Annotated in this window: 19 protein-coding genes and 1 tRNA gene; 12 read left to right on the top strand and 8 right to left on the bottom strand. The window is 67.5% G+C overall.

Annotation, left to right across the window (positions count from 1 at the left end; genetic code table 11):
- Positions 1 to 123: 123 nt before the first annotated feature.
- From Q1W26_RS21250 to ftsY, 6 genes are all read right to left on the bottom strand, one after another.
- Complete coding sequence (locus tag Q1W26_RS21250; protein ID WP_300444854.1) at positions 124 to 3,735, bottom strand: hypothetical protein; 3,612 nt, start codon at positions 3,733 to 3,735, stop codon at positions 124 to 126.
- Positions 3,732 to 5,213 (bottom strand): toll/interleukin-1 receptor domain-containing protein, encoded by a 1,482-nt coding sequence (locus Q1W26_RS21245; RefSeq protein ID WP_300444851.1) that lies wholly within the window; start codon positions 5,211 to 5,213, stop codon positions 3,732 to 3,734. Before Q1W26_RS21245 ends, Q1W26_RS21250 begins: the two co-directional genes overlap by 4 nt.
- The gene (locus tag Q1W26_RS21240; RefSeq protein ID WP_300444848.1) at positions 5,210 to 6,058 is read right to left on the bottom strand and encodes a formyltransferase family protein; all 849 of its coding nucleotides are present in this window, start codon (positions 6,056 to 6,058) and stop codon (positions 5,210 to 5,212) included. The genes Q1W26_RS21245 and Q1W26_RS21240 overlap by 4 nt, the downstream gene beginning before the upstream one ends.
- Complete coding sequence (locus Q1W26_RS21235; protein ID WP_300444845.1) at positions 6,058 to 7,074, bottom strand: ABC transporter substrate-binding protein; 1,017 nt, start codon at positions 7,072 to 7,074, stop codon at positions 6,058 to 6,060. The genes Q1W26_RS21240 and Q1W26_RS21235 overlap by 1 nt, the downstream gene beginning before the upstream one ends.
- The gene (locus tag Q1W26_RS21230) at positions 7,071 to 9,371 is read right to left on the bottom strand and encodes an MFS transporter (RefSeq protein WP_300444842.1); all 2,301 of its coding nucleotides are present in this window, start codon (positions 9,369 to 9,371) and stop codon (positions 7,071 to 7,073) included. The genes Q1W26_RS21235 and Q1W26_RS21230 overlap by 4 nt, the downstream gene beginning before the upstream one ends.
- A 120-nt stretch (positions 9,372 to 9,491) precedes the next feature.
- Positions 9,492 to 10,577: a signal recognition particle-docking protein FtsY gene (ftsY, locus tag Q1W26_RS21225; RefSeq protein WP_300444839.1), complete on the bottom strand. Its 1,086-nt coding sequence runs from the start codon at positions 10,575 to 10,577 to the stop codon at positions 9,492 to 9,494.
- A gap of 161 nt (positions 10,578 to 10,738) precedes the next feature.
- On the opposite strand from ftsY, the gene Q1W26_RS21220 reads away from it, so the two are divergent.
- The 5 genes from Q1W26_RS21220 to Q1W26_RS21200 are packed head-to-tail and all read left to right on the top strand — an operon-like array spanning position 10,739 to position 14,828.
- Complete coding sequence (locus tag Q1W26_RS21220) at positions 10,739 to 12,118, top strand: pitrilysin family protein (protein WP_300444835.1); 1,380 nt, start codon at positions 10,739 to 10,741, stop codon at positions 12,116 to 12,118.
- A gap of 29 nt (positions 12,119 to 12,147) precedes the next feature.
- Positions 12,148 to 13,500 carry a pitrilysin family protein gene (locus tag Q1W26_RS21215; protein ID WP_300444832.1) on the top strand — a complete coding sequence of 451 codons (1,353 nt, stop codon included), beginning with the start codon at positions 12,148 to 12,150 and terminating at the stop codon, positions 13,498 to 13,500.
- Positions 13,497 to 14,033, top strand: coding sequence for a 16S rRNA (guanine(966)-N(2))-methyltransferase RsmD (gene rsmD, locus Q1W26_RS21210; RefSeq protein ID WP_300444829.1), 537 nt, complete (start codon positions 13,497 to 13,499; stop codon positions 14,031 to 14,033). Before Q1W26_RS21215 ends, rsmD begins: the two co-directional genes overlap by 4 nt.
- Before the next feature lie 38 nt (positions 14,034 to 14,071).
- Positions 14,072 to 14,560: a pantetheine-phosphate adenylyltransferase gene (coaD, locus tag Q1W26_RS21205; protein ID WP_300444826.1), complete on the top strand. Its 489-nt coding sequence runs from the start codon at positions 14,072 to 14,074 to the stop codon at positions 14,558 to 14,560.
- Between the two features lie 16 nt (positions 14,561 to 14,576).
- A complete protein-coding gene (locus Q1W26_RS21200; RefSeq protein WP_299869192.1) occupies positions 14,577 to 14,828 on the top strand; it encodes a YfhL family 4Fe-4S dicluster ferredoxin in 252 nt (83 codons plus the stop codon).
- 92 nt (positions 14,829 to 14,920) lie between these two features.
- Here Q1W26_RS21200 and Q1W26_RS21195 read toward each other — a convergent pair whose 3' ends face one another.
- On the bottom strand, positions 14,921 to 16,876 hold the full coding sequence (locus Q1W26_RS21195) for a dynamin family protein (RefSeq protein ID WP_300445001.1): 1,956 nt from the start codon (positions 16,874 to 16,876) through the stop codon (positions 14,921 to 14,923).
- Positions 16,877 to 16,979: 103 nt separating this feature from the next.
- Positions 16,980 to 17,789 (bottom strand): bifunctional DNA-formamidopyrimidine glycosylase/DNA-(apurinic or apyrimidinic site) lyase, encoded by an 810-nt coding sequence (gene mutM, locus Q1W26_RS21190; RefSeq protein WP_300444822.1) that lies wholly within the window; start codon positions 17,787 to 17,789, stop codon positions 16,980 to 16,982.
- A 187-nt stretch (positions 17,790 to 17,976) separates the two neighbouring features.
- Here mutM and Q1W26_RS21185 point away from each other — a divergent pair, with 187 nt between their 5' ends.
- The 7 genes from Q1W26_RS21185 (at position 17,977) to pth (ending at position 23,596) form a co-directional block, all read left to right on the top strand.
- The gene (locus tag Q1W26_RS21185) at positions 17,977 to 19,722 is read left to right on the top strand and encodes a tetratricopeptide repeat protein (RefSeq protein ID WP_300444819.1); all 1,746 of its coding nucleotides are present in this window, start codon (positions 17,977 to 17,979) and stop codon (positions 19,720 to 19,722) included.
- Positions 19,723 to 19,732: 10 nt separating this feature from the next.
- The gene (gene lolB / locus Q1W26_RS21180) at positions 19,733 to 20,293 is read left to right on the top strand and encodes a lipoprotein insertase outer membrane protein LolB (RefSeq protein WP_300444816.1); all 561 of its coding nucleotides are present in this window, start codon (positions 19,733 to 19,735) and stop codon (positions 20,291 to 20,293) included.
- A gap of 3 nt (positions 20,294 to 20,296) precedes the next feature.
- The gene (gene ispE / locus Q1W26_RS21175; protein ID WP_300444814.1) at positions 20,297 to 21,157 is read left to right on the top strand and encodes a 4-(cytidine 5'-diphospho)-2-C-methyl-D-erythritol kinase; all 861 of its coding nucleotides are present in this window, start codon (positions 20,297 to 20,299) and stop codon (positions 21,155 to 21,157) included.
- 17 nt (positions 21,158 to 21,174) lie between these two features.
- A tRNA-Gln gene (locus tag Q1W26_RS21170) sits at positions 21,175 to 21,251 on the top strand.
- Positions 21,252 to 21,324: 73 nt separating this feature from the next.
- Positions 21,325 to 22,275 carry a ribose-phosphate pyrophosphokinase gene (locus Q1W26_RS21165; RefSeq protein ID WP_300444811.1) on the top strand — a complete coding sequence of 317 codons (951 nt, stop codon included), beginning with the start codon at positions 21,325 to 21,327 and terminating at the stop codon, positions 22,273 to 22,275.
- A gap of 92 nt (positions 22,276 to 22,367) precedes the next feature.
- Complete coding sequence (locus Q1W26_RS21160) at positions 22,368 to 22,964, top strand: 50S ribosomal protein L25/general stress protein Ctc (protein WP_300444808.1); 597 nt, start codon at positions 22,368 to 22,370, stop codon at positions 22,962 to 22,964.
- A 32-nt stretch (positions 22,965 to 22,996) separates the two neighbouring features.
- On the top strand, positions 22,997 to 23,596 hold the full coding sequence (pth, locus tag Q1W26_RS21155; RefSeq protein ID WP_300444805.1) for an aminoacyl-tRNA hydrolase: 600 nt from the start codon (positions 22,997 to 22,999) through the stop codon (positions 23,594 to 23,596).
- The last annotated feature ends 21 nt before the right edge of the window (positions 23,597 to 23,617 follow it).

Here is a 23,617-nt window from a genome sequence, read left to right as displayed (position 1 = left end):
GTTGAGTGACGGCGATGAACGTGACAGCGATGCTTCGGCGCAAGCGTATTTCGTATGACAGGAGCCTGCCCTGAATAGTCGAATCAAGCCTGCTTACTCAGACTAGATCGCGGCTTGCCGTTGTCAAGGACGGTTTGGTGCGGTGCAGCCGTCGGTGGGCGTGCCCGCGTCGGCGGCGGGCGGGTTATGGCGGACGAGGGCGCAGGCCAGCGCGGCCCAGTCGGCGGGGCGGATGCGCGAGATCATGACGCCGCGATCCCAGCCGGCCGAGGCGATGCGGCTGCCGTCCGGGGCCCACGCGAGGGCCAGCACCGGCCCGACGTGGCGCAGCAGCGGGTCGCGCAGGGGCTGGCGGGTGGCCATGTCCCACAGGCGCAGGTGGCCGTCCTTGTCGGCGCTGGCGAGGGTCTGGCCGTCGGGCGACAGGGTGAGTTCGAGCAGGGCGCTGGTGTCCTTGCCCAGGGCTTGGGGCTCTGGGCTGCCAGGCTGCCACAGCAGCAGGCCGGCGCGCTGGCTGGCGATGGCCAGGTGCTGGCTGTCGGCCGTCCAGGCGATGCGGTAGAGCGCGCCGGCCTGGGGCAGGCTGATCTGGCCGGCGGCTTGCAGGCCGTTGCCGTGCCACAGGCGCAGGTGGCCGTCGAAGCCGGCGCTGGCGAGCAGCTTGCCGTCGGGGGTCCAGGCCAGGTCGGCAACCGGGCCGCCGTGTTCCGGCGTGGTGGCGAGCGGGGCGCCGTCGGGCAGGGACCACAGGCGGATGCGGCCGTCGCGGCCGGCGGCGGCGAGCTGGCGGCCGTCGGGGCGGATGATGACGCGGCGCAGCGGCGGGCCGGCGTCGAGGAGCCGGGTGGGCGCGGCCGCCGGCGGGTTCAGGTTCCAGAGCAACAGGCGGCCGTCCTGGCCGGCGCTGGCCAGCTGCTGGCCGTCCGGGGTAAAGGCGAGGCTGGCGGTGATGGCGGTGTGGCCGTTGAGCGGCGGGCCGAGGGCTGCGCCGCTGGTGGCGTCGCGAAGGCGGAGGCTGGCGTCTTTTTCGACCGTGGCGAGGCGGTGCCCGTCGGGGCTCCAGGCCAGGGCCCAGGCGGCGTCGGCCACGCCGGGCAGGGGCTGGACGAAGGGGCCGCGTTGGGGCTGGGCGTGGCGGATCAGCACGTCGTCGCTGCCGCCGCTGACCAGGCTGCGGCCGTCCGGCGCGAAGGCCACGGCGGTGATGTCGCCGCCATGGCCGCCTGCGAGGCGGGGGGCGGTGTCGCCGGGGGGCAGGTTCCACAGCAGCAACTGGTGCTTGTCGCCGGCCGTGGCCAGGTGGTGGCCGTCGGGGCTGAAGGCGACGGCGCGCACGGCGTCGCTGTGGCCGGAGAGCGGTTCGCCGACGGGGCTGAGCCGGGCGCTGTTCCAGAGCTGTACGTGACGGTCGGCGCTGGCGGTGGCGATGAGGGCGCCATCGGGCGAGAAGGCGACGGCATTGAGCACGGCCGGGTGGCTGGCGTGCTGGCGCGGTGCGCCGCCGGCGCTGCTCCACAGGATCAGGGCGCCGTCGTAGCCCACCGAGGCGAGGGTGCTGCCGTCGGGGCTGAAGGCGATGTGGGTGATGGTGTCCTGGTGGCCGACGAGCGGGGGGACGCGCAGGGCGCCGTTGTCGGCATCGCGAAGCAGCACGCGCTGGTCGGCGCCAGCGCTGGCCAGCAGGCGGCCGTCGGGCGAGAAGGCGACGCTGAGTACCGCGCCCTGGTGCTCGTCGAGGGGCTTGCCGACGGGCTGGCGGGTGGCCACATTCCACAGCCTTACGCTGCCGTCGGCGCTGGCCGAGGCGAGGTGCTGCCCGTCCGGCGCGAAGGCGAGGCCGAGCACGCGATCGGTGTGGCCGCGTAGCGTGGCGGCCAGCGTGCCGTCCGGTTGCCACAGTTTGATGCTGCCGTCCTTGCCGCCGCTGGCGGTGAGCGTGCCGTCGGGGCTGTGGGCCAGGGCGAGCACGCCTTGCTGGCCGGCCTGCGTCCAGGTTTGCGGGGCGCGCACTAGGGCGGCGAGCAGGCTGTCGCGGGCTTCGAAGCTGGGCGCGTGGGCAAAGCCGGCGGCGGCCAGTTGCAGGGCCCGGTTGAGCTTGGCGCCGGTCAGCTCGGTGGCCGACTGGGCGGCGAGCTGGCGCGAGATGGCCACTTCGGCGGCGTGTTCGGCGCGCTTCCAGAGCACGCCGGTGACGCCCGCGAAAAGGGTGGTGGCGACGATCGCGATGATCGTGAGGCGCAGGGCGCGGCGGTTGCGGTTGCGGTCTGATTCTGCCCGGCGCTCGGCTTCCAGGCGGGCCTCTTCGGCGGCCAGGGCGGCATCGCGGGCCTGGCGGCTGGCGTCGAGAAAACTTTGCGTGGGGGCCAGTTCGCGGCCGTACTGGCGGGCCCAGGCGGCGGTGGGGTGGCTGCGTTCGCGCCAGTCGAGGGCGAACTGGAGTTCCGGGTCGCGCCACAGGCTGGCCTGGCCGGCGGCGTGGAGTTCGGCGGCGTCGGCCAGGCGGCGCAGCATGCGGGCGGCGTCGGCTTCGCGCTCGCCCCATTCGCAGAGGCGGTCCCAGATGCGCATGAGGCTTTCGTGGGAGAGGTCGACGATGGTGTCGGGGAAGAGTGCGTCGCCGGCCGGGGGCATCAGGAAGGCGGCGCCGGGGGCGCGGAAAGGGGCGAGGGTGGCGGCGAGTTCGTCGTCGGTGCTGGCGGTGATGGCGGCCAGATCGGCGAAACGGGTGGGGCGGCGGATGCCGCGGCTGTCGGTGCTTTTGTCGGTGAGGGCGCTAAAGGCGGCGGCGCAGCGCTGCTGGCCGGTTTCGGGGAGCGCGCTGAAGATTTCTTCGGCGTGCTGGTTGAGGGCGTGGGCGAGGGTGCCGATGGCGTCGTAGTGGCGTGCCTCGACGGGGCTCGGCTCGCCGCTGGCCTGCCAGTGGGCCCAGCAGCGGGCGAGGGCGTGCTGGAGGAGCGAGAGCTGGTCGGGGTCGTCGCCCACGTCGTTGACGAGACGGGTGAGCAGGGTGGGGGCGATGTCGGCGCCGCACACCCGCGCCGGGCCCTGGATGGCGGCGCGGCGTTCGTCGCGGCTCATGCGTGGCACGAGGTACTGGCCGCCGTTGATGGCTTCGGGCAGGCCGGCAAAGCGCGCGCAGTCGCCAAGAAAATCGGAGCGCATGGTGAGGACGATGTAGATCTGTACGTCCTGGGCGCGGGCTTCGAGCAGCAGGTTGACGAAGGCGGTGGTGGGGTCGCCGTCCTCGGCCTGGTCGGTGAGAGTGCGGTAGCGGAAGAGCTCTTCGAACTGGTCGACGATGACCAGCAGGCGGGTGCCGGCGGGCAGGGCGGCCTGACGCCAGGCTTCGACAAGGCCGAGGCGGCTCATGGCGAGGGTGGCCTCAATGAGTTCGGCCTGGCTGAACGGGCCGCTGGGGGCGGCGCTGCCGAGGGCCGCGGGCGCGGCCAGTGCGGCGGCGAGGGCGCGCAGCGGGTTGCCGCCAGGCCGGCAGCTGGCCATGCGCCAGGCGCTGCCGGCCCGGGTGAGCAGGCCCCGGTGCAGGGCCGGGCGCAGGCCGCAATTGACGAGGGAGGATTTGCCGCAGCCGGAGCTGCCGATGACGGCCAGGAAGCGGCCGCGGGCGAGGGTGTCCACCATCGCGTCCACCTGGGCTTCGCGGCCGAAGAAGAGAAACTCTTCGTCTTCGCGGAAGGGGCGGATGCCGGGGTAGGGCGCGCCGGGCTTTGGGTTCATGACCTGACCCCTTCGGCGAGGGCGGTGAACAGGGGGGCGAGGGTGGCCTCGTCGAGGCCGCCCAGCGCGTCGAGCACGTCGGGCTCGGCGAGGGCCTGGAGGACTTCCTTGTCGTCGCTGGCGGGCGGCGCGAGCAGCGTGAGGCTGGCGCGCAGGGGGCGCTGGCGCGGGCTGCCGCGGAGCTTGAGCAGATCGTTTTGCTGGTGGTATTTCCAGGCTTCGTCGCCGGCGCCGTAGTAGAGCAGGATGGCGTCGCAATCCAGCGCGAGCTGGAGGTTGGCCTCGCGAACCTGGGCGGCGTCTCCGACGAACACCGGCAGGCTCACCGCCAGCCCGCGGCTGCGCAGTAGCTTGATGAGGGGCACGGCGGCTTTGCGGTCGGCGGCATCGCAGAGCAGGTGCACCTGCTGCGCGGTGCCGGCTGCGGGCGGCGGGGCCTCGACCGGGGGCGGCTTGAGGGCGGCATGGATGGCGGCCTTGGCGGTTTCGATCTCGCCGGTGACGAGGTCGGCGCCAAACTGCAGCGCGGCGTCGTTTTGCAGTGCGTCGATGAAGGCCTGCTGGGCGGGCTGGGGCGAGGTGAGGCCGGCGGGCAGCCAGATGACCCGGCGCAGGCCGGCGCTGCGGCTCCTGGCGGCGGCGAGTTCGTTCTGCAGCACGACCACCGATTGCTGGCGGTCGCCGTCGGGTACGCGGCCGACGCCGCTGCCGATGAGGTGGATGGAGAGCACACAGCGGGCCAGCAGGGCATCGACGGCGGCGAGGTGTTCGTCCTCGTCGTCGGGCAGGCGCTGGTCGGGGAGCACGGTGTAGCCGCAGCAGGCGAGTTCGGCTTCGATGCGCTCGCGGGCGTCGCGGCGGTCGCGGCTGCATTCGGCCAGGAATACGGCGGGCTTGGCGGGGGCTGGGTCGTTGGCGGCGGGCTGGCCGCGCTGCAGCTCGTCGAGCTGGGCGGCGAGATCCCAGGCGAGCTTGTTGGCCTTGCGCAAAAAGGCCTGGCGGGGCTTGTCGCCGTAGGCCGGGTCGAGTTCGCGGGGGGTGTGGTCTTCGTCGAATTCGTAGAACTCGTAGCCGAGCTGCTGGCCGACCACCGGCGGCAGGCTTTGCCCGGTGTCGACGGGCAGCTTGAGCACCTTGATGACGCGGGCCTTGTTGTCCACCACCAGGCTTTGGCCGGCTTCGGCCTGCTGGCAGAAACTGCGGATTTCCCGGGTGCACCATTCGGATTTGAGATAGCGCGGGGTGAGGATGGAGACGAAGATCGCGGTGCCGGCGAGCTGCTTGAGGATTTCGTCGGAGAAGCTGTCGTTGCCGCGCAGCTTGTCGTCGCGCCAGATGTCGGCGGGCGCGCCGAGGCGCTGGCTGAGCAGGGTTTGCAGGGTGCTGTGGAACAGGCTCACCCAGCCCGCCTGGTCGGCCGTGAGGGGCTGGTTGTCCAGGTGGGCGTAGCTGATGAAGATTTGCCGGTCGAATTTCATCGCGGTGGCGCAGCAAAGACGGGCAGCGTGACGCCGGCGGGCCGGTAGCGCTGGAGCCAGCCCAGGTAGGCGTCGGGCTGCCAGAGGCACAGGCCGCTTTGGCGCAGGGCTTCGAAATCTGCCGGGGTGGGCATCGAGCGGTAATGGCGGTGTTTGCGGTCCTGGGGGGTGCCCTCGGGGCGCTGGCCGGCGGCGCAGGCGTCGATGAGGGCCAGCAGGGCCGGGATGGCGAGCGGGTAGAGCCCGGCAATCTGCTGGAGCAGGCAGCAATCCCAGGCGATGGGGTGCTCGATGAGGCTGAGCAGCGGGCCGTTGTCGATGCCGGGGTCGATCCAGTAAAGACTGCAGCCGAAGTTGCGGGTGTCGCTGATCACGGCGCGCAGCGGGGCGTGGAGGCCGGCGAATTCCGGCAGGCGGCCGGGGTGGATGTTCACCATGCCGAAGCGCGGCAGGGCGATGGCGGCGGCATCGAAAATATGGCTGAAGCGGGCGATGATGACGAGATCCGGGGCCAGCGCGGCGAGGCGGGCGTGGGTGCCTGCGTCGAGCGCGGTGATGACCTCCACCGGCACCCGATGGCGCCGGGAGAGTCCGGCGAAGGTGGCGTCCGGCGCGGTGTCCTGCAGGGTTTCGGGCAGGGCGTCGATGAGCGGAAAGAGCAGGTCGAGGGGCAGCGTGCGCTCGAGAAAGCGCAGTTCGACGAGTTCCTGCACGCTGTTTTCGGCATCGCGGTTTTTTTCGGATAGCCAGATGCCGGCCAGCTCATGCCCCGCCAGCCGGGGCAGCAGGCGGTTGAGGAAGTGGGCGCCGTGGAGGTCGCGCTTGGTGCAGACGAGGATGCGCATCAGCGGTCTTCCTGCTGGATGCCGATGATCTCGGCGACATCGAGGAGCTTGAGCGGCGGGTAGCGGCCCAGTTGCAGGGCGACGGGCAGGTTGATGAGGTAGGAGAAGTTGCGCGGCAGCTCGACCGGGATCTGCGAGGGCGGGGTTTTGTCGCGCAGGATGCGCAGGGCCTGGGCGGCGGTGAAGCGGCCCACGTCTTCGTATTTGTTCACCACGCCGAACAGCGCGCGGGCTTTTTGCACGGGCGCCTCGGCGGCGGCGAAAACCGGAATGCCGAGGGCCAGCGCGCCGTCGGTGAGCTGTTCGCGGCGCACGTTGAGGAAAGTGTCCGGCCCCTGGTAGATGAGATCCACCTTCTCGTCGCGGAAGGCCGCGAGGATGGCCGGCAGCGCGCTTGCGTCCGGCGTGCCGGCGGCCGACAGCGGCAGGCTGCGCTCGATGAGCGTGAATCCGTAAGAGGGCGCGAGGGCTTGCAGTTCGTGGCGGGTGGACACCGAGTTGGCCTCGGTTTCATTGAGGATGTAGCCGACCCGCTTGAAATCCAGATAGCTGCGGGCGGCCTTGATCTGGGTTTCCATTGGCAGCAGGTAGAGGGTGCCGGTGACGTTCTTGCGCGGTTTGGCGGGGCTTTCGACGACGCCCAGCGCAACCGGGTCGGAGACGATCATGAAGATCACCGGCAGCTCGGTGAGGTGACGTTTCGGGTCCACGGCCTTCCAGTTGCCGACGGTTTCGTAGGTGACGGTGGTGCCCCAGGTGACCACCAGGTCGGGCTTCTGGTGGCGCACTTCGTCGATGAAGCCGGCGATCCGGTGCTTGTCCTGGGCGGCGTCGCGCAGCGTGAATTCGGCGGCGATGCCGTGCTGGCGAAAGTAGCCCTGGAAGCCCTTGCAGGCTTCCTCGCAGCCGCGGTAGAGCAGCATCGTGATGCGGTAGGGCGCGGGGTCGGCGCTGGCTGCCGACGCGCTGCCGAGGGCTGCCGCGGCGAGGGCAAGTGCGGCGAGCTGGCGCTTCATGGCGAAGTCTCCTTTGTGCTGCCTGACAGCATGAACACGAGGGTGGCGGCGAGAACGATGCTGCCTATGGCGGCCATGGCCCCGCCGTAGGCCATGAGGGTAAGCAGGCTGCTGGCGAGGAGGGGCCCGATGACGGCGCCGAGGCGCTCGCCCGCGCGCAGCAGAACCAGCGCGGCCGGGCCTTCGCGGCCGACCATCGACTGTAGCGCAGCTGCGCCGAGTCCGGTGCCGATACCCAGCGCCACGACGCCGGCAATCAGCGCCGGCGGCCCGCCTACGAGCCCAGCAAGCCCGCCCGCGGCGATGCTCAGGCCACCGATGGCGACCAGCCGCCGGTTCCAGCCAAAGCGGTCGGACAGCCACGAGGCCACCGGGTTGGCGGCTGCGACAAGGATGAAGTAGACCATCAGCGCCCGCCCGGTGGTGCTGCTGCCGTAGCCTTCCTGGCGCAGGGCGAGGGGCACGAGATAGAACAGGAAGCCGGCCAGCACCAGCTTGACGGGGATTGCCGCGGTAATGAGCGGCACCAGTACCGCCGGGTTTCTGAGCGTTGCCAGCAGGCGGCTTGGGGGCGCGTTGCCGGGCGCGAGCGGCGGCAGCGTGTCGATGCGCTGCACGGCGAGGGCCAGGGCGCCCAGCGCGGCGGCGCCGGCAAACACCGCGGCAGCGCCAAAGCGTTCGGCCAGCAGGCCGCCGACGGCCGAGCCGCAGATGGCGGCTGTTTGCAGTGCGCCCACGTAAAGGGCGAGGGCCCGGGTGCGCTCGCCGGCGGCCGCTGCACTCATGAAGTGCTGCTGCATGGCCATGGTGCCTACGGCGTAGCCGGCGGCGCACAGGCAGCGGGCGGCGACGAAGGCCCAGTAATCGCCGGCGAGCATCGCCCAGGCAAAGCCCAGCGCCGACAGCCCGGTGCCGACGGCAAAGGTGCGCGCCACGCCGAAGCGCTCGGCCCAGCGCCCGGCAAACGGCGTGAGCAGCGCAAAGCTCAGCATGTAGGCGGAAATCGGCAGGCTGATGGCGGTGCTGCCGGTGTGTCCGCCGGCTTCGGCGAGGCTGGCGATGTGCAGCGGCATGAAGGCGCGGGTCAGCTCTTCGGAGAGGATCAGCAGGAACACGGCCAGCCGTGCCAGGCCCAGGCGGGCGCGGCTGGCCACCGGGGCCAGTTCGTCGCTGGCGAGAATGGCGCCCAGGGCTTCGTTGAACAGCACCAGGGCGACGAGATAGACGATGGCCAGGTCGATGGCCAGATCGCGCAGTTCGCGGGTCACCACGTCGGCGTCGATGCGGGTGGCGAGCTGGGCGATGAGCCGGCCGTCGCTGCCTGCCACCGGCACTTCGATGCGGCTGCCGGTGCTGCCGGGCCGCTCGGCGCTGTAGCTGTGACCAGGGCCTTCGAGGCGGAAGGCGAGGATCTCCGGGTGGCGATCGAGGGTTTCGTCGAAGTAGTCCTCGACGCCGTTCAGCTTGTCGAACGGAATGCCGAGGGCCAGCGCGTTGCCGATGCGGCCGGCGAGCAGGCGGGCGAGGCTGTGGGCCTTGGCGTCGAGGGCCGGCGCCAGTTCTTCGGCGAAGCTTGGCAGGGCTTGCAGGCTGAGGGTGAGGCTGCTGGCGCCGGCCAGCAGCAGGGCGGCGGCCAGAAGGCGCAGGCGCAGCCCGAAGCGTTGGCGGCCGAAGCGCGCGACGGCCCGGAGCAGTAGCGGCAGGGCCGCGGCAACGCCCGCCAGCGTGAGGCCGAGGCGGGCGAGGGTGGCATTGCGGGTGGCTTCCTGGCGGGCCTGGAGGGCGTCGGTCTTGACGGTGAACAGCACGCCGCCGGCAATCCGGCCTTCAGTGTCGGTAAGGCGGTGGCCGACGTGGAGCGGCCCGGCCGGGTCGAGGCGGAACCACGTGCCGCTTTTCTTGAGGATGGCGGCGCTGGCGTCGGGCGGTGACGGGGTGGTGTCGGTGGCGAAGAGCGTGTGCCGGTCGGCCGCATCGAAGATATGGATGGCCGCGATGTCGCTGTCGTCGGCCATGAGGCTTGGCAGCATGCGTGCCAGGCCGCGCGCCTCGCCCAGCAGCAGGCCGTTGGCTGAGGCGCGGGCAAAGGCGCTGTCGACCTGGTCGGCGGCAATCCCGATGCGGGAGACCGTGATGCCGACCAGCAATTCGCCTTCCTTGTGGACCAGCAACAGCGCCTGGAGGCACAGGGCGAGGGCCTGGGCGATGAACAGAAGAAGGCCGATCCGCAGCCAGCGGGGAGCGCTCGCGGGGGCTTCGGGTAGCGGGGGTGACGTCTGGCTGGCGGGGTCTGGCATCCGCGTCTCTCCTGGAGGAGGGCGTGGATGGTCTTGCCTGTTACAGCCCCCTCATTCCATAAGGATAGGCGATGCCATGCTGCGCCGCACGCCTGGCTGCGTGCGGCGGTTTGCGGTGGATCAGGCCTGCGGGGTGTCGCTGCCGCCGATGGGCGTGAACAGCGCGTCGACGAACTCCTTGGCACGGAAGGTTTGCAGGTCGTCGATCTGTTCGCCAACGCCGATGAAGCGCAGCGGCTTGGGGCTCTGGCGGGCGATGGCGGCGACCACGCCGCCCTTGGCGGTGCCGTCGAGCTTGGTGAGCACCAGGCCGGTGACGCCGATGGCGGCGTCGAAGGCCTTGACCTGCTGGAGCGCGTTTTGCCCGATGTTGGCGTCGAGCACCAGAAGCACTTCATGCGGGCCGGAGGGCTCGGCCTTCTGGATGACGCGGCGCACCTTGGCGATTTCTTCCATCAGGTGCAGCTGGGTGGGCAGGCGGCCGGCGGTGTCGGCCAGCACGATGTCGATGTTGCGGGCGCGGGCGGCGTTGATCGCGTCGAACACCACCGCGCCCGGATCGCCGGATTCCTGGGCGATGACGGCTACGCCGTTGCGCTCGCCCCAGGTCATGAGCTGTTCGCGGGCGGCGGCGCGGAAGGTGTCGCCGGCGGCCAGCAGCACGCTCTTGCCTTCGTTCTGGAAATGCTTGGCGAGCTTGCCGATGGAGGTGGTCTTGCCCGAGCCGTTCACCCCCGCGATCATGATGATGTAGGGCCGGTGGCCGCTGATCTCGAGGGGCTGCTCGAGCGGGGCGAGGATGGACAGCAGGCCTTCGGCCAGCGCGCTTTGCAGCTGGTCGGCGGTTTCGAGCTTGTCACGCTTCCAGCGCAGGCGCAGTTCCTTGAGCAGGTGCTGGGTGGCATCCACGCCGCAGTCGGCCATCAGCAGCGTGGTTTCGAGCTCTTCGAGGAATTCCTCGTCGATCTTGCGGCGCGAGAACAGGCTGGTCAGGCCGCCGCCGATCTGGTCGCGGGTGCGCGACAGGCCGGAGCGCAGGCGGTCCATCCACGAGCGTTTTTTGTCCGGATGGGGGGCGGGTTCCGGGGTGCTTGCAGCGGGCGCCTGGGGCGCCGCAGCGGGGGCAACGATTGTTTCCGGCGCCGGGGTCGGCGCAGCGGGAGACTTGTCGCCACCCTTGAGTGTTTTCTTCAGGAAACCAAACATGAGGTGCCGGGTCAGAGTGAGGGTCGATCGGGACGGGCTGCGGATGAAATGACCGCGTTACCCGGTTGGCCGGGCCGCCGGAATGTCGCTATGATGCCGCGCGGCAAGTTCGGCCGTTGGCCTTAACCTTTGAATTTTACCAGATGCTTCAAGAGCCTATGATGAATCGCAGTTTGCGCATCGGCGCCGTGGTGTGCGCCCTGTCCGCGACCTTCGCCGCTCCGGCCTGGGCCAACCCCTTCGAGAGCACGCTTCCCAACGGGATGAAGCTGATCGTCAAGGAAGACCGCCGGGCTCCGTCGGTGGTGCATATGGTCTGGTACAAGGTGGGGGCGATGGACGAGGTGGATGGCACTTCCGGTGTGGCCCACCTGCTCGAGCACATGATGTTCAAGGGCACCCGCAAGGTGGGCCCCGGCGAATTCAACAAGCGTGTGGCCGCCGTGGGTGGCCGCGACAACGCCTTCACCAGCTACGACTACACCGCCTACTTCCAGCAGGTGCCCAAGGAGGCGCTCGGCAAGATGATGGCGCTCGAGGCCGACCGAATGGCCAACCTGCAGGTGACCGACGATTCCTTCAAGAAGGAAATCGAGGTGGTCAAGGAAGAGCGCCGCCTGCGCACCGACGACAAGCCCCGTTCGCTGGTGGTGGAGCAGCTGATGGCCACCGCCTTCCAGGCCCACCCCTACCGCCGGCCGGTCATCGGCTGGATGAGCGATCTGGACAACATGACCGCCCAGGACGCCCGCGACTGGTACCAGCGCTGGTACGTGCCCAACAACGCCACGCTCGTGGTGGTGGGCGACGTGGATCACCAGACCGTTTTCAAGGACGCTGCGCGCACCTACGGGGCGATCAAGACCCGCGCGCTGCCGCCGCGCAAGCCGCTTTCCGAACCCGAGCAAAGCGGCCCGCGTCGCACGGTGGTCAAGGCGCCGGCCGACCTGCCCTACGTGGCCCTGGCCTGGCGCGTGCCCACCCTGCGTGATGTAAAGGCCGATGGCGATTTCTACGCGCTGCAGGTGCTCGCCGCCGTGCTCGACGGCTACGAAGGCGCCCGCCTTGCCAAGAACATCGTGCGCGGCAGCCGCGTGGCGGTTACCGCCGGCGCCGGCTACGACGGTTCGGCCCGTGGCGAATCGCTGTTCGTGCTCGACGGCGCACCGGCGGCCGGCAAGAGCGTCGCCGACGTGGAGGCGGCGCTGCTGGCTGAAGTCACCCGCATCCAGAACGAAGGCGTTTCCGAGGACGAACTGCGCCGGGTCAAGGTGCAGGCGGTGGCCGGCCAGGTTTACAAGCGCGACTCGCTGATGGGCCAGGCGATGGAAATCGGCATGGACGAAATGGTCGGTTTGTCTTGGAAGCTCGACGCCGAGATGCTCGAGCGTATCCGTGCCGTGAGCGCCGCCGAAGTCCAGGCCGTTGCCAAAAAATACTTCCGCGCCGAAACCCTCACCGTCGCCCAGCTCGACCCCCTGCCGATGGACCCGCAGGCCCGTGCCAAGGCCGCTGCCGCGCCCGCGGCACACCGTCACTGAACGCTCCAGCTCTACAGGTTGATCAATCGATGATTCCCCACCGCACGCGTTTCGGTTTTGCCCTCGCGCTCACCGTCGCAACCCTTTTTTCTGCATCTGCCGCGCGCGCCGGGCTGGCGATCCAGACCTGGACCACGCCGGGCGGCACCAAGGTGCTTTTCGTAGAAAGCCGCGCGCTGCCGATTCTCGACGTGCAGGTGGATTTTCGCGCCGCCGGTGCCGAGGCGCCGGCAGGCAAGGCCGGGATTGCCGGCCTGACCCGCGGGCTGCTCGAGTCCGGCGCCGGTACGCTTGACGAAGACGCCATCGCCAACCGCGTCGCCGATCTGGGCGCCCAGATCACCGGTGGTGCCGACATGGACCGCGCATCCCTGAGCCTGCGCACGCTCAGCAATCCGGCCGAGCGCGACGGCGCCGTTGACCTGCTCGCCACGCTGATTCGCCAGCCGGCTTTTCCGGCTGCCGCCGTCGAGCGCGAAAAATCGCGCACCATCGCCGGCCTCAAGGAAGCCGCGACCCAGCCCGATGCCATCCTGGCCCGGCGCTTCGCCGCGGCGGTCTTCCCGGATCACCCCTACGGCCGCCTGCCGACCGTCGAAAGCGTCGCGTCCCTGAGCCGCGAAGACCTCGTTGATTTCCATACGCGCTACTACACCGCCGCGCGGGCCACGATCAGCATCGTCGGCGATGTTTCCCGCGCCGATGCCGAAGCCATCGCCAGCCGCCTCACCGCCGGCCTTCCCGCTGGCGAGGCGCCGCTGGCAAGCCTCAACACCACGCTGCCGGAGCGCCAGACGATCCGCGTGCCGCACCCCTCGGCCCAGGCCCACATTGCCGTCGGCCAGCCGGGCATGCGCCGCGGCGATCCGGATTTCTTCCCGTTGCTGGTGGGCAATTACATCCTTGGCGGTGGCGGCTTCGTGTCGCGCCTGACCGCTGAAGTGCGCGAAAAGCGCGGCTACGCCTACAGCGTCTACAGCTACTTTGCCCCCCAGCGCGATGTCGGCCCCTTCCAGATCGGCCTGCAGACCAAGGGCAGCCAGGCCGACGACGCCCTGCGCGTGGTCGGCTCCACCCTCGACGATTTCCTTGCCAAGGGGCCGACCGGGGCCGAGCTGCAGGCCGCCAAGGACAACCTGATCAATGGTTTCGCGCTGCGTCTCGACTCCAACCGCAAGATGCTCGAACAGGTGGCGGCGATCGGCAGCTTCGGCCTGCCCCTTGATTACCTCGACACCTGGCGCGACCGGGTGCGCGCCGTAAGCGCCGCGCAGATTCGCGACGCCTTCAAGCGCCACGTTGCGCCGGAGCACCTGGTTACCGTGGTGGTGGGCGGCGACGGAGACAAGACCGCTGCACCGAAGAACGGATCTGCACGTTGAGCCGCATCCGTATCATCGGCGGCGACTGGCGCTCGCGCCTGATCGACGTCCGCACCGTAAAAAGCCTGCGCCCGACGCCCGACCGCGTCCGCGAAACCCTGTTCAACTGGCTGGGCCAGGATCTCGACGGCAAGCGCTGTCTCGATCTCTTTGCAGGCAGCGGTGCGCTGGGTTTCGAGGCCGCTTCCCGAGGGGCCGAACAGGTCGTGATGATCGAATACGACCCGGTGGCCGTGGCGGCGCTGCAGGCCAATGCAAAAACCCTGCAAGCGACGCGTGTACAGATTGTGCGGGGCGATGCGCTAAAATTCGCGCGTTCTGCCAATCAGACCTTCGACGTCGTGTTTGTCGATCCGCCCTACCGGGCGGGCTGGATTGAGCGGATAGCGCCGTTGCTGCCGGATCTCCTCAGTGCCAAAGGGGTGGTCTACGTGGAGGCGGAGTACCAAATCGACAATCTCGAGCGATTGACGCGAATCAAATACGGTACGGCCGGGCAGGTGTATTACCACCTCTTTGCCCCCGCAGCCTGACAAGCGCGCGCTTTCGGCCGACAGGGAAAGGCAGCACCATGAGGGACGGTATCGCGGTTTATCCGGGAACTTTCGATCCATTTACCCGCGGGCACGAGGATCTCGTCCGACGGGCCTCCCGGCTTTTCGAGCGGGTCATCGTCGGCGTTGCGGCGAGCGGCGGAAAAGGCCCGATTTTCAGTATGGAAGAGCGTGTCGAGATAGCCCGTGAAGTGCTGGCGGCTTATCCGAACGTCGAAGTGCAGGGTTTTTCGTGCCTGCTGATGGACTTTCTCCATCAAAATGGCGCCCGAGTCATCCTGCGCGGCCTCAGGGCGGTGTCGGATTTCGAATACGAGTTCCAGATGGCCGGCATGAACCGCAAGCTTTACGGGGATGTCGAAACGGTGTTTTTGACGCCTTCCGACGAGTACATGTTCATCTCGGCCACGATGGTGCGCGAGATTGCGCGGCTCGGTGGCGATGTCAGCAAATTTGTGCAGCCCGGCGTCTTGGCCCGGCTGCGCGCAAAGATCAACAAACAGTGAGTAACGAGGAAGCAAAATGGCCTTGATGATTACCGACGAGTGCATCAACTGCGACGTCTGCGAGCCGGAATGCCCGAATGGCGCCATTTCCCAGGGTGACGAGATCTACATCATCGACCCGAACAAGTGTACCGAGTGCGTCGGCCATTTCGACGAACCCCAGTGCCAGCAGGTCTGCCCGGTCGATTGCATCCCCTTCGATCCGGAGCACCCGGAAAACAAGGACGATCTGATGGAAAAATTCCTCAAGCTGACCGCCGACAAGTAAGTCAGGTCGCAGCCAGCCCGGATATTAAAAAACCGGACGCACTTTTCAGTGCGTCCGGTTTTTTTGCGCTGTTTTTTGGATGGATTGTCGCGTCAGGCCGCGCGGGCGGATGTTGCCGGAGCATCGGCCTGGGGCATGTCCAGCGCACGTTCGATGCGCTTCGCAAGACCGTCGAGCTGGCCGAGCTGGCGAACGAGGAGTTCTTCGGCCTGCTGCAGCTCGCGCACCCGGTCTTCCAGCGTGTCGGTGGCCTGATGGATGCGTTTGACGCTTTCGAGGCGGCGCTTCAACTGGAGCTGGTATTCGCGGACTTGGGTTTCGAGCGGCGCCATCACGGCGCGCAGCCACTGCTCGGCGTCCCGGTTGGCCACCTCGAAGGTGCGGCGGGCTTCCACCGCCACGGTTTCGAAGAACTTCTGGGTCAGGGTGTGCTTCTCGGTGGTGACGATGGTCAGCACCGTGTTGAACTGGCTGTTGAAGGCGGCCTCGAGGCGCTCGATCTCCTTTTCGTAGCGCAGCGTGGAGAAGGCGGTTGGCGCGGCCAGCTTGAGGCCGTGCTCGACGGTGAAGCGCTTGTACATGGCGTCGAGCATTTTTGAAATTTCGCCGATCTCGTCGGTGGATTTCTTGAGATTGCCGCGCAGATGCAGGAAGAAGCCCTTCATCGCCTCGCGCAAACCGCGGGAGAAGGCCGCGTCCAGCATGGCCTCGCGGGTGCGCCGGGTTTCGTCGCGCAGTGCGTCGAGGCCGAGGTGGCCGAACAGGTTGTTGGAGAGGCTGGAAAACACGCTGCGCACGGCGTAATACTTTTGCAGGCCCTGCTCGAACTCGTTTTTCTCGGAGCGCACCTTGCGCATCATGTATTCGATGACGTTCTGGTTCTTGCCGCGCAGGTCGGTGAGTTCCTGCAATTGTTCCTGCAGGCCGCTGAGGCGTGCGTTGAGCAGCTCGCGCGAACGGCCGACGATATCGGTCACGTCGCCGTAGGTGTTGTCGCGAACGATGTCGCGCTTGGTGGGCAGCAGCTCGGTGGACAGCGCCCGTTCCAGCTGGAGAAGGCGGCTGCGCTCAAGCAGCTCGGCGTCGTCGTTGACCTTGGCGACCAAGCCCTTTTGCGCTGATACGGGATAGACCTGGTCCGGCTCGATTTCGAGGGTGGCCGCGACGCTGGCGACCTGGCCGGCAATCTCGCGCTCGATGTCGGCCTCGCTGCGCAGGCCGTCCCACAGGCCGTCGATCTTGTTGAGCGCAACGATGCGGCCACGCTGGCGCCGGCCGGCATTGACGTGCTCGCGCCACACGGCGAGGTCGCTTTGGGTGACGCCGGTGTCGGCGGCGAGGATGAACAGCACCGCGTGGGCGTTGGGCAGCAGGTTGAGGGTGAGTTCGGGTTCCGCGCCGATGGCGTTGAGGCCCGGCGTGTCCAGGATCACCAGGCCCTGTTCGAGCAGCGGGTGCGGAAACTGGATGACCGCGTGGCGCCACAGGGGGATTTCGACCTTGCCCGCGGCGTCGGGGCGAATGCCATGATCGCCGCTCTCGTCGATGGGAAAGCCCAGTTCCTCGGCTTCGGCGGTGCTGGCCATGCGCGTTTCGCCAACCTGGGCGAGCGCAGCCTGCAGGCTTTCGGCCGAGGTGGTGTCGAGGGTGCGAACCTGCCACTCCTCGGGGTAGCGCTTGAGTTCGGTGATGCTGGCGTTGGTCTTGCGGCTTTCGATGGGCAGCAGGCGGATCTCGGGCTTGTCGCCTTCCTTCCACTGCAGTTCGGTCGGGCACATGGTGGTGCGGCCGGCGCTGGAGGGCAGGATGCGGTTGCCGTAGCCGGCGAAGAACACGGCGTTGATGAGTTCGGACTTGCCACGGGAAAACTCGGCCACGAAGGCGACGATCAGCTTGTCCTCGCGCAGGCGGTCGAGCAGGTACTGCAGGCGCAGGTCGGACTGGGCATCGCCGATCTCGTTTTCCTGCAGCCACTTGCGCAGCTCCCCGATTCCTGACGCGACGGCCCCGCGCCACTGGGTGTAGGCCGAGAAGTGTTCAGCGAGCATGTGTGCGTTTTTCACGAGCTTCATTCCTGGCGGGTGCCGCATTGCCGGCGCAGTTTTCCAATATTGACAGCATAAACGGGATCGTGCCCGACCGGAATTGCTTTCAGCGCTGGCAGCGCGGGCAGTAAAAGGTGGCACGCTGACCCATGATGCGCTTGCGGATCGGGGTGCCACATTGCCTGCAGGGTTCGCCGGCACGCCCGTAGGCAAAATACTGCTGCTGGAAATAGCCGGGCGAGCCGTTGCTGCCGACGAAGTCACGCAGCGTGCTGCCGCCTGCGGCGAGGGCGTCCTGGAGGGTTTCGCGGATGCACGCGGTGAGGCGTGCGCAGCGACGCGGCCCGAGTTCGCCGACCGGCGTGGTCGGGTCGATGCCGGCGCGAAACAGGCTTTCGGACGCGTAGATGTTGCCGATGCCGACCACCTGGGTGCCATCCATGATGAACAGCTTGACCGGTGTCTTGCGCCCGGGGCTCGCCTTATATAACCAGGGGCCGTCGAATTCGTCGCCGAGGGGTTCGATGCCGAGCGCGGCAAGCTGCGGATGCGGCGTGTCGCCGGCCTGCCACAGCACCATCCCGAAGCGCCTTGGGTCGCGCAGCCGAAGCGCCCGCATGCCGAAGACGATGTCGATGTGATCGTGTTTCTCGGGTGGTGTGGCGGCCGGCACGATGCGCAGGCTTCCCGACATGCCGAGGTGTACAAGAAGGCTGCCGCCGGAAAACCTGAGCAGCAGGTATTTGGCCCGGCGCTCCACCGCGACGAGCTGCTGGCCGGCAAGGATGGCGTCCAGATCCGGCGGTATCGGCAGGCGCAGGCGGCCGTTGCGGATGATGGCGCCGGTGGCGGTGAGCCCGGTCAGTTCAGGGGCGATGCCCCGGCGGGTCGTTTCTACTTCGGGGAGTTCTGGCATGGCGAAACGGCAGAGGCTGGGAGGAGGAAAGTGCCCGGCAGGGGCTTGCTTGCTGGCCTTCCTGAAAGCGCCTAACATCGGGCGAACCCTATTGTAGCGGCGCAATCCAAGCGGGTGTGGGGCGTGCACCTGCCCCCGTCCGGCATGCCTGAAGCATCCACTCCAGAACGTTTTGTCCGAGTCTTTGATGAAGCCAAATTTCCGCCTCGCGCGTCCGGTCCGCCTGCTTGCTTTTCTGTTCTTTACCGCCGGGCTGCCGGCAGGGGGCGCCCATGCCCAGAGTCCTGACGCCACACCCGATGGTGCGGAGGAGGCGAGCGAGGGCGTGCAGGCGATCTATCCGGCCCAGGAGCTGACGCCGCAGATCTTCTATCAACTCCTGCTTGCCGAAGTGGCCGGCGCCCGTGGCCAGAGCGTCATGGCGGCCCAGTCCTATCTCGACCTGGCCCGGCGTACCCGCGATGCGCGGATTGCCCGGCGTGCCGCCGAGATAGCCGTTTTTACGCGCCAGGCCGATCTCTCCGGCGACGCGTCGCGGCTGTGGCTGGAACTCGATCCGGGTTCGCTGCAGGCCCAGCAGCTTGCCTCCGGCGCGGTTGCCAGCGGTGCGCGTATCGACGAGCTGCAAGCTCAGCTGGCGAAGGCCTTGTCCCAGCAGGGTGACAAGATCGGCGCGGCGCTGATGGGGCTCAACCGCGGCCTGGCCCGCATTCCCGACAAGGTCCTGATCCGCAGCCTGGTTGTCCGGCTGACCGAGCCCTATCTAGACCACCCAGAAGCCCATTTTGCCCGCGCCAACGCGGCCTACATTGCCGGTGACCCGTCCGGGGCCACCGAAGCCCTCGACAGTGCCCTGCGCCTGCGGCCGGACTGGGAGCAGGCGGTGATCCTGCAGGCCCAGCTGCAGCAGGAGGTCTCCCCCGGCAAGGGCCTCGAAACGCTGCGTGACTACGTAGCCCGCAATCCGGACGCCCGCGAGCCCCGCATCACCCTGGCGCGCCTGCTGGTGGCGGCAAAGCAGTTCGCTCCCGCGCGGGATCAGTTCGAACTCCTGCTCAAGCGCAGCCCGGACGATCGCGACGTTGTTCACGCCGCCGCGCTGCTGGCCATGCAGCAGGGTGACCGGAGCGCTGCCGAGCGGCATCTGCGGCATTTGCTGAGTCTTGGTTTCGGTGACCAGGACACGGTTCGCATGTATCTCGGGCAGATTTCCGAGGACGCCAAGCGCGCCGACGATGCCATCGGCTGGTACCGCGCGGTCGAGCCCGGCAGCCAGTTCGTTGGCGCCCAGGGGCGCATCGCGCGGGTGCTGGTCGCGCGCGGCAAGCTGGCCGAGGCCCGGCAGCATCTGCAGACGATCGCCCGCGAGGCGCCGGCGGATCGCGTTCAATATGTGCTGATGGAGGCCCAGCTGCTGCGTGACGCCAATCGCAATGACGACGCCTTCGAGGTGCTGGACAGCGCTTTGCGCTCCGAGCCGGAAAACATCGACCTGCTTTACGAGTCCGCCCTCACCGCCGAGCGGATCGGCCGCGTCGACGTCATGGAAGGGCGGCTGCGCAAGCTCATCGCCCTCAAGCCGGATCACGCCCATGCCTACAACGCCCTCGGCTACTCGCTGGCTGATCGCAATCAGCGTCTCGACGAAGCTGAAGCGCTGATCCGCAAGGGCCTGGCCCTGACGCCGGACGACCCCTTCATCATCGACAGCCTGGGCTGGACCCTGTTCCGCCGGGGCAATACGGGCGGCGCGCTGGAGCAGCTTCAAAAGGCGTATGGCCTGCGTCCCGATCCGGAGATCGCTGCTCACCTCGGCGAGGTGTTGTGGGCGCTCGGCCGACGCGACGAAGCCGCCAGGGTCTGGCGCGACGCCGCCAAGGCGAACCCCGACAGCAGTGTGCTCGTCGATGTGATCAAGAAATTCAAACCCTGACCCCCGCGCCGTGAGATTCCTGATATTGGCTTTTGCCCTCGGCATGGCGGGCTGCGCCGTGTCCGAGATTCACCCTCCCGCCGCCGAAAGGCCGGTGGCCGCCGAGTTGCCGCGCTTCGCCCTTGAAGGCCGCCTGCAGGTGCGTGACGGCGAACGTACGGCGGCCGTCGGCATCGACTGGCAGCACGATGTCGCCCGCGACGACTGGCTATTTACCGGCCCCCTCGGTCAGGGGCTGGCGCGCATCGAGGCCGACGCCGCCGGCGCACGCATGACCCTCGCCGACGGGCGTCGATCGGAAGCGGCCTCAGCCGGCGAGCTGGCCGAATCCCTGTTTGGCGTCGAGGCGCCGTTTGCGCGCCTGCCGCGCTGGGTGACCGGTCGGCCGGATGCCGGCGCCCGGGTGCGTGAGCTGGACGCCCTGGGTCGCCTGCGCAGCGTCGTCGACCAGGGCTGGAGCATCGAATACACCGAATACGCGGACGAGTCCCCCGACTCCCTGCCGCGCAAGATCGACATTCACCGCGGCGATACCCGCCTGCGCCTGATCGTTGATGCCTGGAACCCCTGACTCATGACGCTCCCCGAACTGGATCCCGCCTTGCCGCTGCGCCTGCCCGCGCCGGCCAAGATCAACCTTTTCCTGCACATCGTCGGGCGCCGCCCGGATGGCTACCATTTGCTGCAGACGGCCTTCCGCCTGCTCGACTGGGGCGACGAGATCACCTTGGCCCGGCGCGACGACGGCTCCATCGTGCGCACCACCGAGGTGCCGGGCGTGCCGCCCGAATCCGACCTCGTCGTGCGGGCCGCCCGCGCGCTGCAGGCTGCCACCGGTAGCCCCTTCGGCGCCGATATCGGCGTTCTCAAACGGATTCCGATGGGCGGCGGGCTGGGAGGTGGCAGTTCGGATGCGGCCACCGTGCTGATCGGCCTGAACCGTCTCTGGTGCTGTGGTTTGTCCCGCACCCGTCTGCAGGAAATCGGCCTGAATCTCGGTGCGGACGTGCCTTTCTTCATCTTCGGCGAGACCGCTTTTGCCGAGGGTGTCGGCGAGGATCTGCAGCCCATGAGCGTGCCGCCGGCCTGGTATGTGGTGGTCGCGCCGAACGTCGCCGTGCCCACTGCTGAAGTTTTTTCTGAAAAGGGGTTGACGCGCGATAGCGAAATCCTAATAATGCGGGCCTTCGCGATGCACACAACGCGAAACGACATGCAGGCAACAGTCTGCAAGAAGTTTCCCGAAGTGGCTGAAGCGCTAAGCTGGTTGTCTCAATATGGGGCAGCAAGAATGAGCGGTTCAGGTGCCTGCATATTCGCAACCTTCAATTCGAAGGAAAAAGCGGAGCAGGTTGCAGGCTTGGCCCCGCAGGGCTGGAAGGTCTGGGTAGCCGAAGGGCTGGACAGGCATCCACTGAAGGGTTGGGTTGTGTAGGTAGCGAAAACGATTATTGGGGAGTCGCCAAGTTGGTCAAGGCACCGGATTTTGATTCCGGCATTCGAAGGTTCGAATCCTTCTTCCCCAGCCAAATTCAGCGGGCAGGCCAAAAACCTGCCCGTTTTTGTTTTACGATTTTCATTTTGCAGTAACGAGAGGTGATCATGGCTTCGGGCAGCCTGATGGTTTTCACCGGCAACGCCAATCCCAAACTGGCCGCAGACGTAGTTCGCCGCCTTGGGAAATCTCTGGGTTCCGCCACTGTCGGGCGGTTCTCTGATGGCGAAGTCAATGTCGAACTTCTCGAGAACGTACGCGGCAAGGACGTCTTCGTCCTCCAGCCGACCTGCGTTCCCACCAACGATAACATCATGGAATTGCTGATCATGGTGGATGCGCTCAAGCGGGCTTCCGCCGGTCGCATCACCGCAGCGATTCCCTACTTCGGCTATGCCCGTCAGGATCGCCGTCCCCGTTCGGCCCGCGTGCCCATCACCGCCAAGGTGGTGGCCAACATGCTCCAGGCCGCCGGCGTCCAGCGCGTCCTTACCGTCGATCTTCACGCCGACCAGATCCAGGGCTTCTTCGACATTCCGGTAGACAACATCTACGCCGCCCCCGTGCTGCTGGATGATCTGGAAAAGCAGAAGTACGACAACCTGATGGTCGTCTCACCCGACGTGGGTGGTGTGGTTCGTGCCCGTGCCTTTGCAAAGCGTCTCGAGTGCGACCTGGCGATCATCGACAAGCGTCGTCCCAAGGCCAACGTGTCCGAGGTGATGAACATCATCGGTGAAGTCGAAGGCCGTACCTGCGTGATCATGGACGACATCGTCGATACCGCGGGCACCCTGTGCAAGGCAGCCCAGGCGCTCAAGGAAAACGGTGCCAAGCGCGTGATGGCCTACTGTACCCATGCGGTGCTGTCCGGCCCGGCGATCAGCCGCATCAACGAATCCGATCTCGACGAGCTGGTGGTGACCGATACCATTCCGCTGTCCGACGAGGCCCGTGCCTGCAAGCGCATCCGCACTGTCTCCATCGGCGAGCTGCTTGCCGACACGATCCTGCGGATCAGTAACGAAGAGTCGGTCAGCTCGCTGTTCAACGAGTAAGCCGCAAAAGCATTCGAGCCGGTGGGTGAAAACCTTCCGGCTTTTTTCAGCCCGTCTGGTCGCGGACGGGTCACTTAACTGGAGTTCCAAGAATGACCATTCAATTCAATGCCAAGACGCGCGTTCTGCAGGGCACGAGTGCGAGCCGCCGCCTGCGTCGCGCAGGTAGCGTTCCCGCCATCGTTTACGGTTCCGGTGCACCGGTCCAGATCGAAGTCGATCACAACGAGATCTACCACGCCCTGCGTAACGAAGCTTTCCACGCTTCCGTGCTGAGCATGGTTCTCGACGGCGCCACCCAGACCGTCATTCTGCGCGACACCCAATGGCACCCGTACAAGCAGCAAGTGCTGCACATGGACTTCCAGCGCGTTGACGCCACCCACAAGATCCACGTGAAGGTGCCGCTGCACTTCGTGAACGCCGACATCGCCCCGGGCGTCAAGCTCGACGGCGGCATGGTTGCTCACCAGATCACCGAGCTGGACGTCGAGTGCCTGCCGTCCGCGCTGCCCGAGTTCATCGAAGTCGACCTGAAGAACCTGGCCAGCGGCCAGTCGATTCACGTTTCCAACCTGAACCTGCCGAACGGCGTGAAGGCCCTGACCCACGGTGAAGACCCGGTCGTGGCCAGCATCCTGGCGCTTCGTGGTGGCGAAGCCGCTGCCGAAGAAACCCCGGCTGCCTGATCGCCTGACGGGTTTGCAGGGCGTTTGAGACGATGAGCCAGCTTGCACCGAAGCTCATCGTCGGCCTTGGCAACCCCGGCGCGGAGTACGCTGAAACCCGGCACAACGCCGGGTTTTGGTTTTGTGAGCGCCTGGCCCGCGAGCTGGGCGTCTCATTCAGCAAGGAAGCACGTTTTCACGGCCTTGCCGCCAATGCCCGCGGCGATGGCGTGTGGCTGCTGATGCCCCAGACTTTCATGAACCGCTCCGGCCAGTCGGTGGCTGCACTGGCGCGTTTCTATCGCATCACTCCGGCGGAAATCCTCGTCGTACATGACGAGCTCGACATTCCCCCCGGCCAGTTGCGCCTCAAGTTCGGTGGCGGACTCGGTGGCCACAATGGTCTCAAAGACATCACCGCCCACATGGGCACCCAGGATTTCTGGCGCCTGCGGGTTGGCATCGGCCATCCCGGCGACCGCAACGAAGTGGTGAATTTCGTTCTCAAGCGGCCCGGTCGCGAGGAGTCCGACCTCATCGACGATTCCCTCGACCGCGCGCTCCAGGCCTGGCCCCTGATGGCAAAGGCCGACTGGAACGCCGCGACCCAGCGCCTCAATACCCGCCCGGCAGTCCCCAAGCCGGCGCGTTGATCCGCCCCTCCGCCGGCCTTT

The sequence above is a fragment of the Zoogloea sp. genome (assembly GCF_030157465.1).
Taxonomy (GTDB): Bacteria; Pseudomonadota; Gammaproteobacteria; order Burkholderiales; family Rhodocyclaceae; genus Zoogloea.
This window is presented reverse-complemented; position numbering and strand designations above follow the sequence as displayed.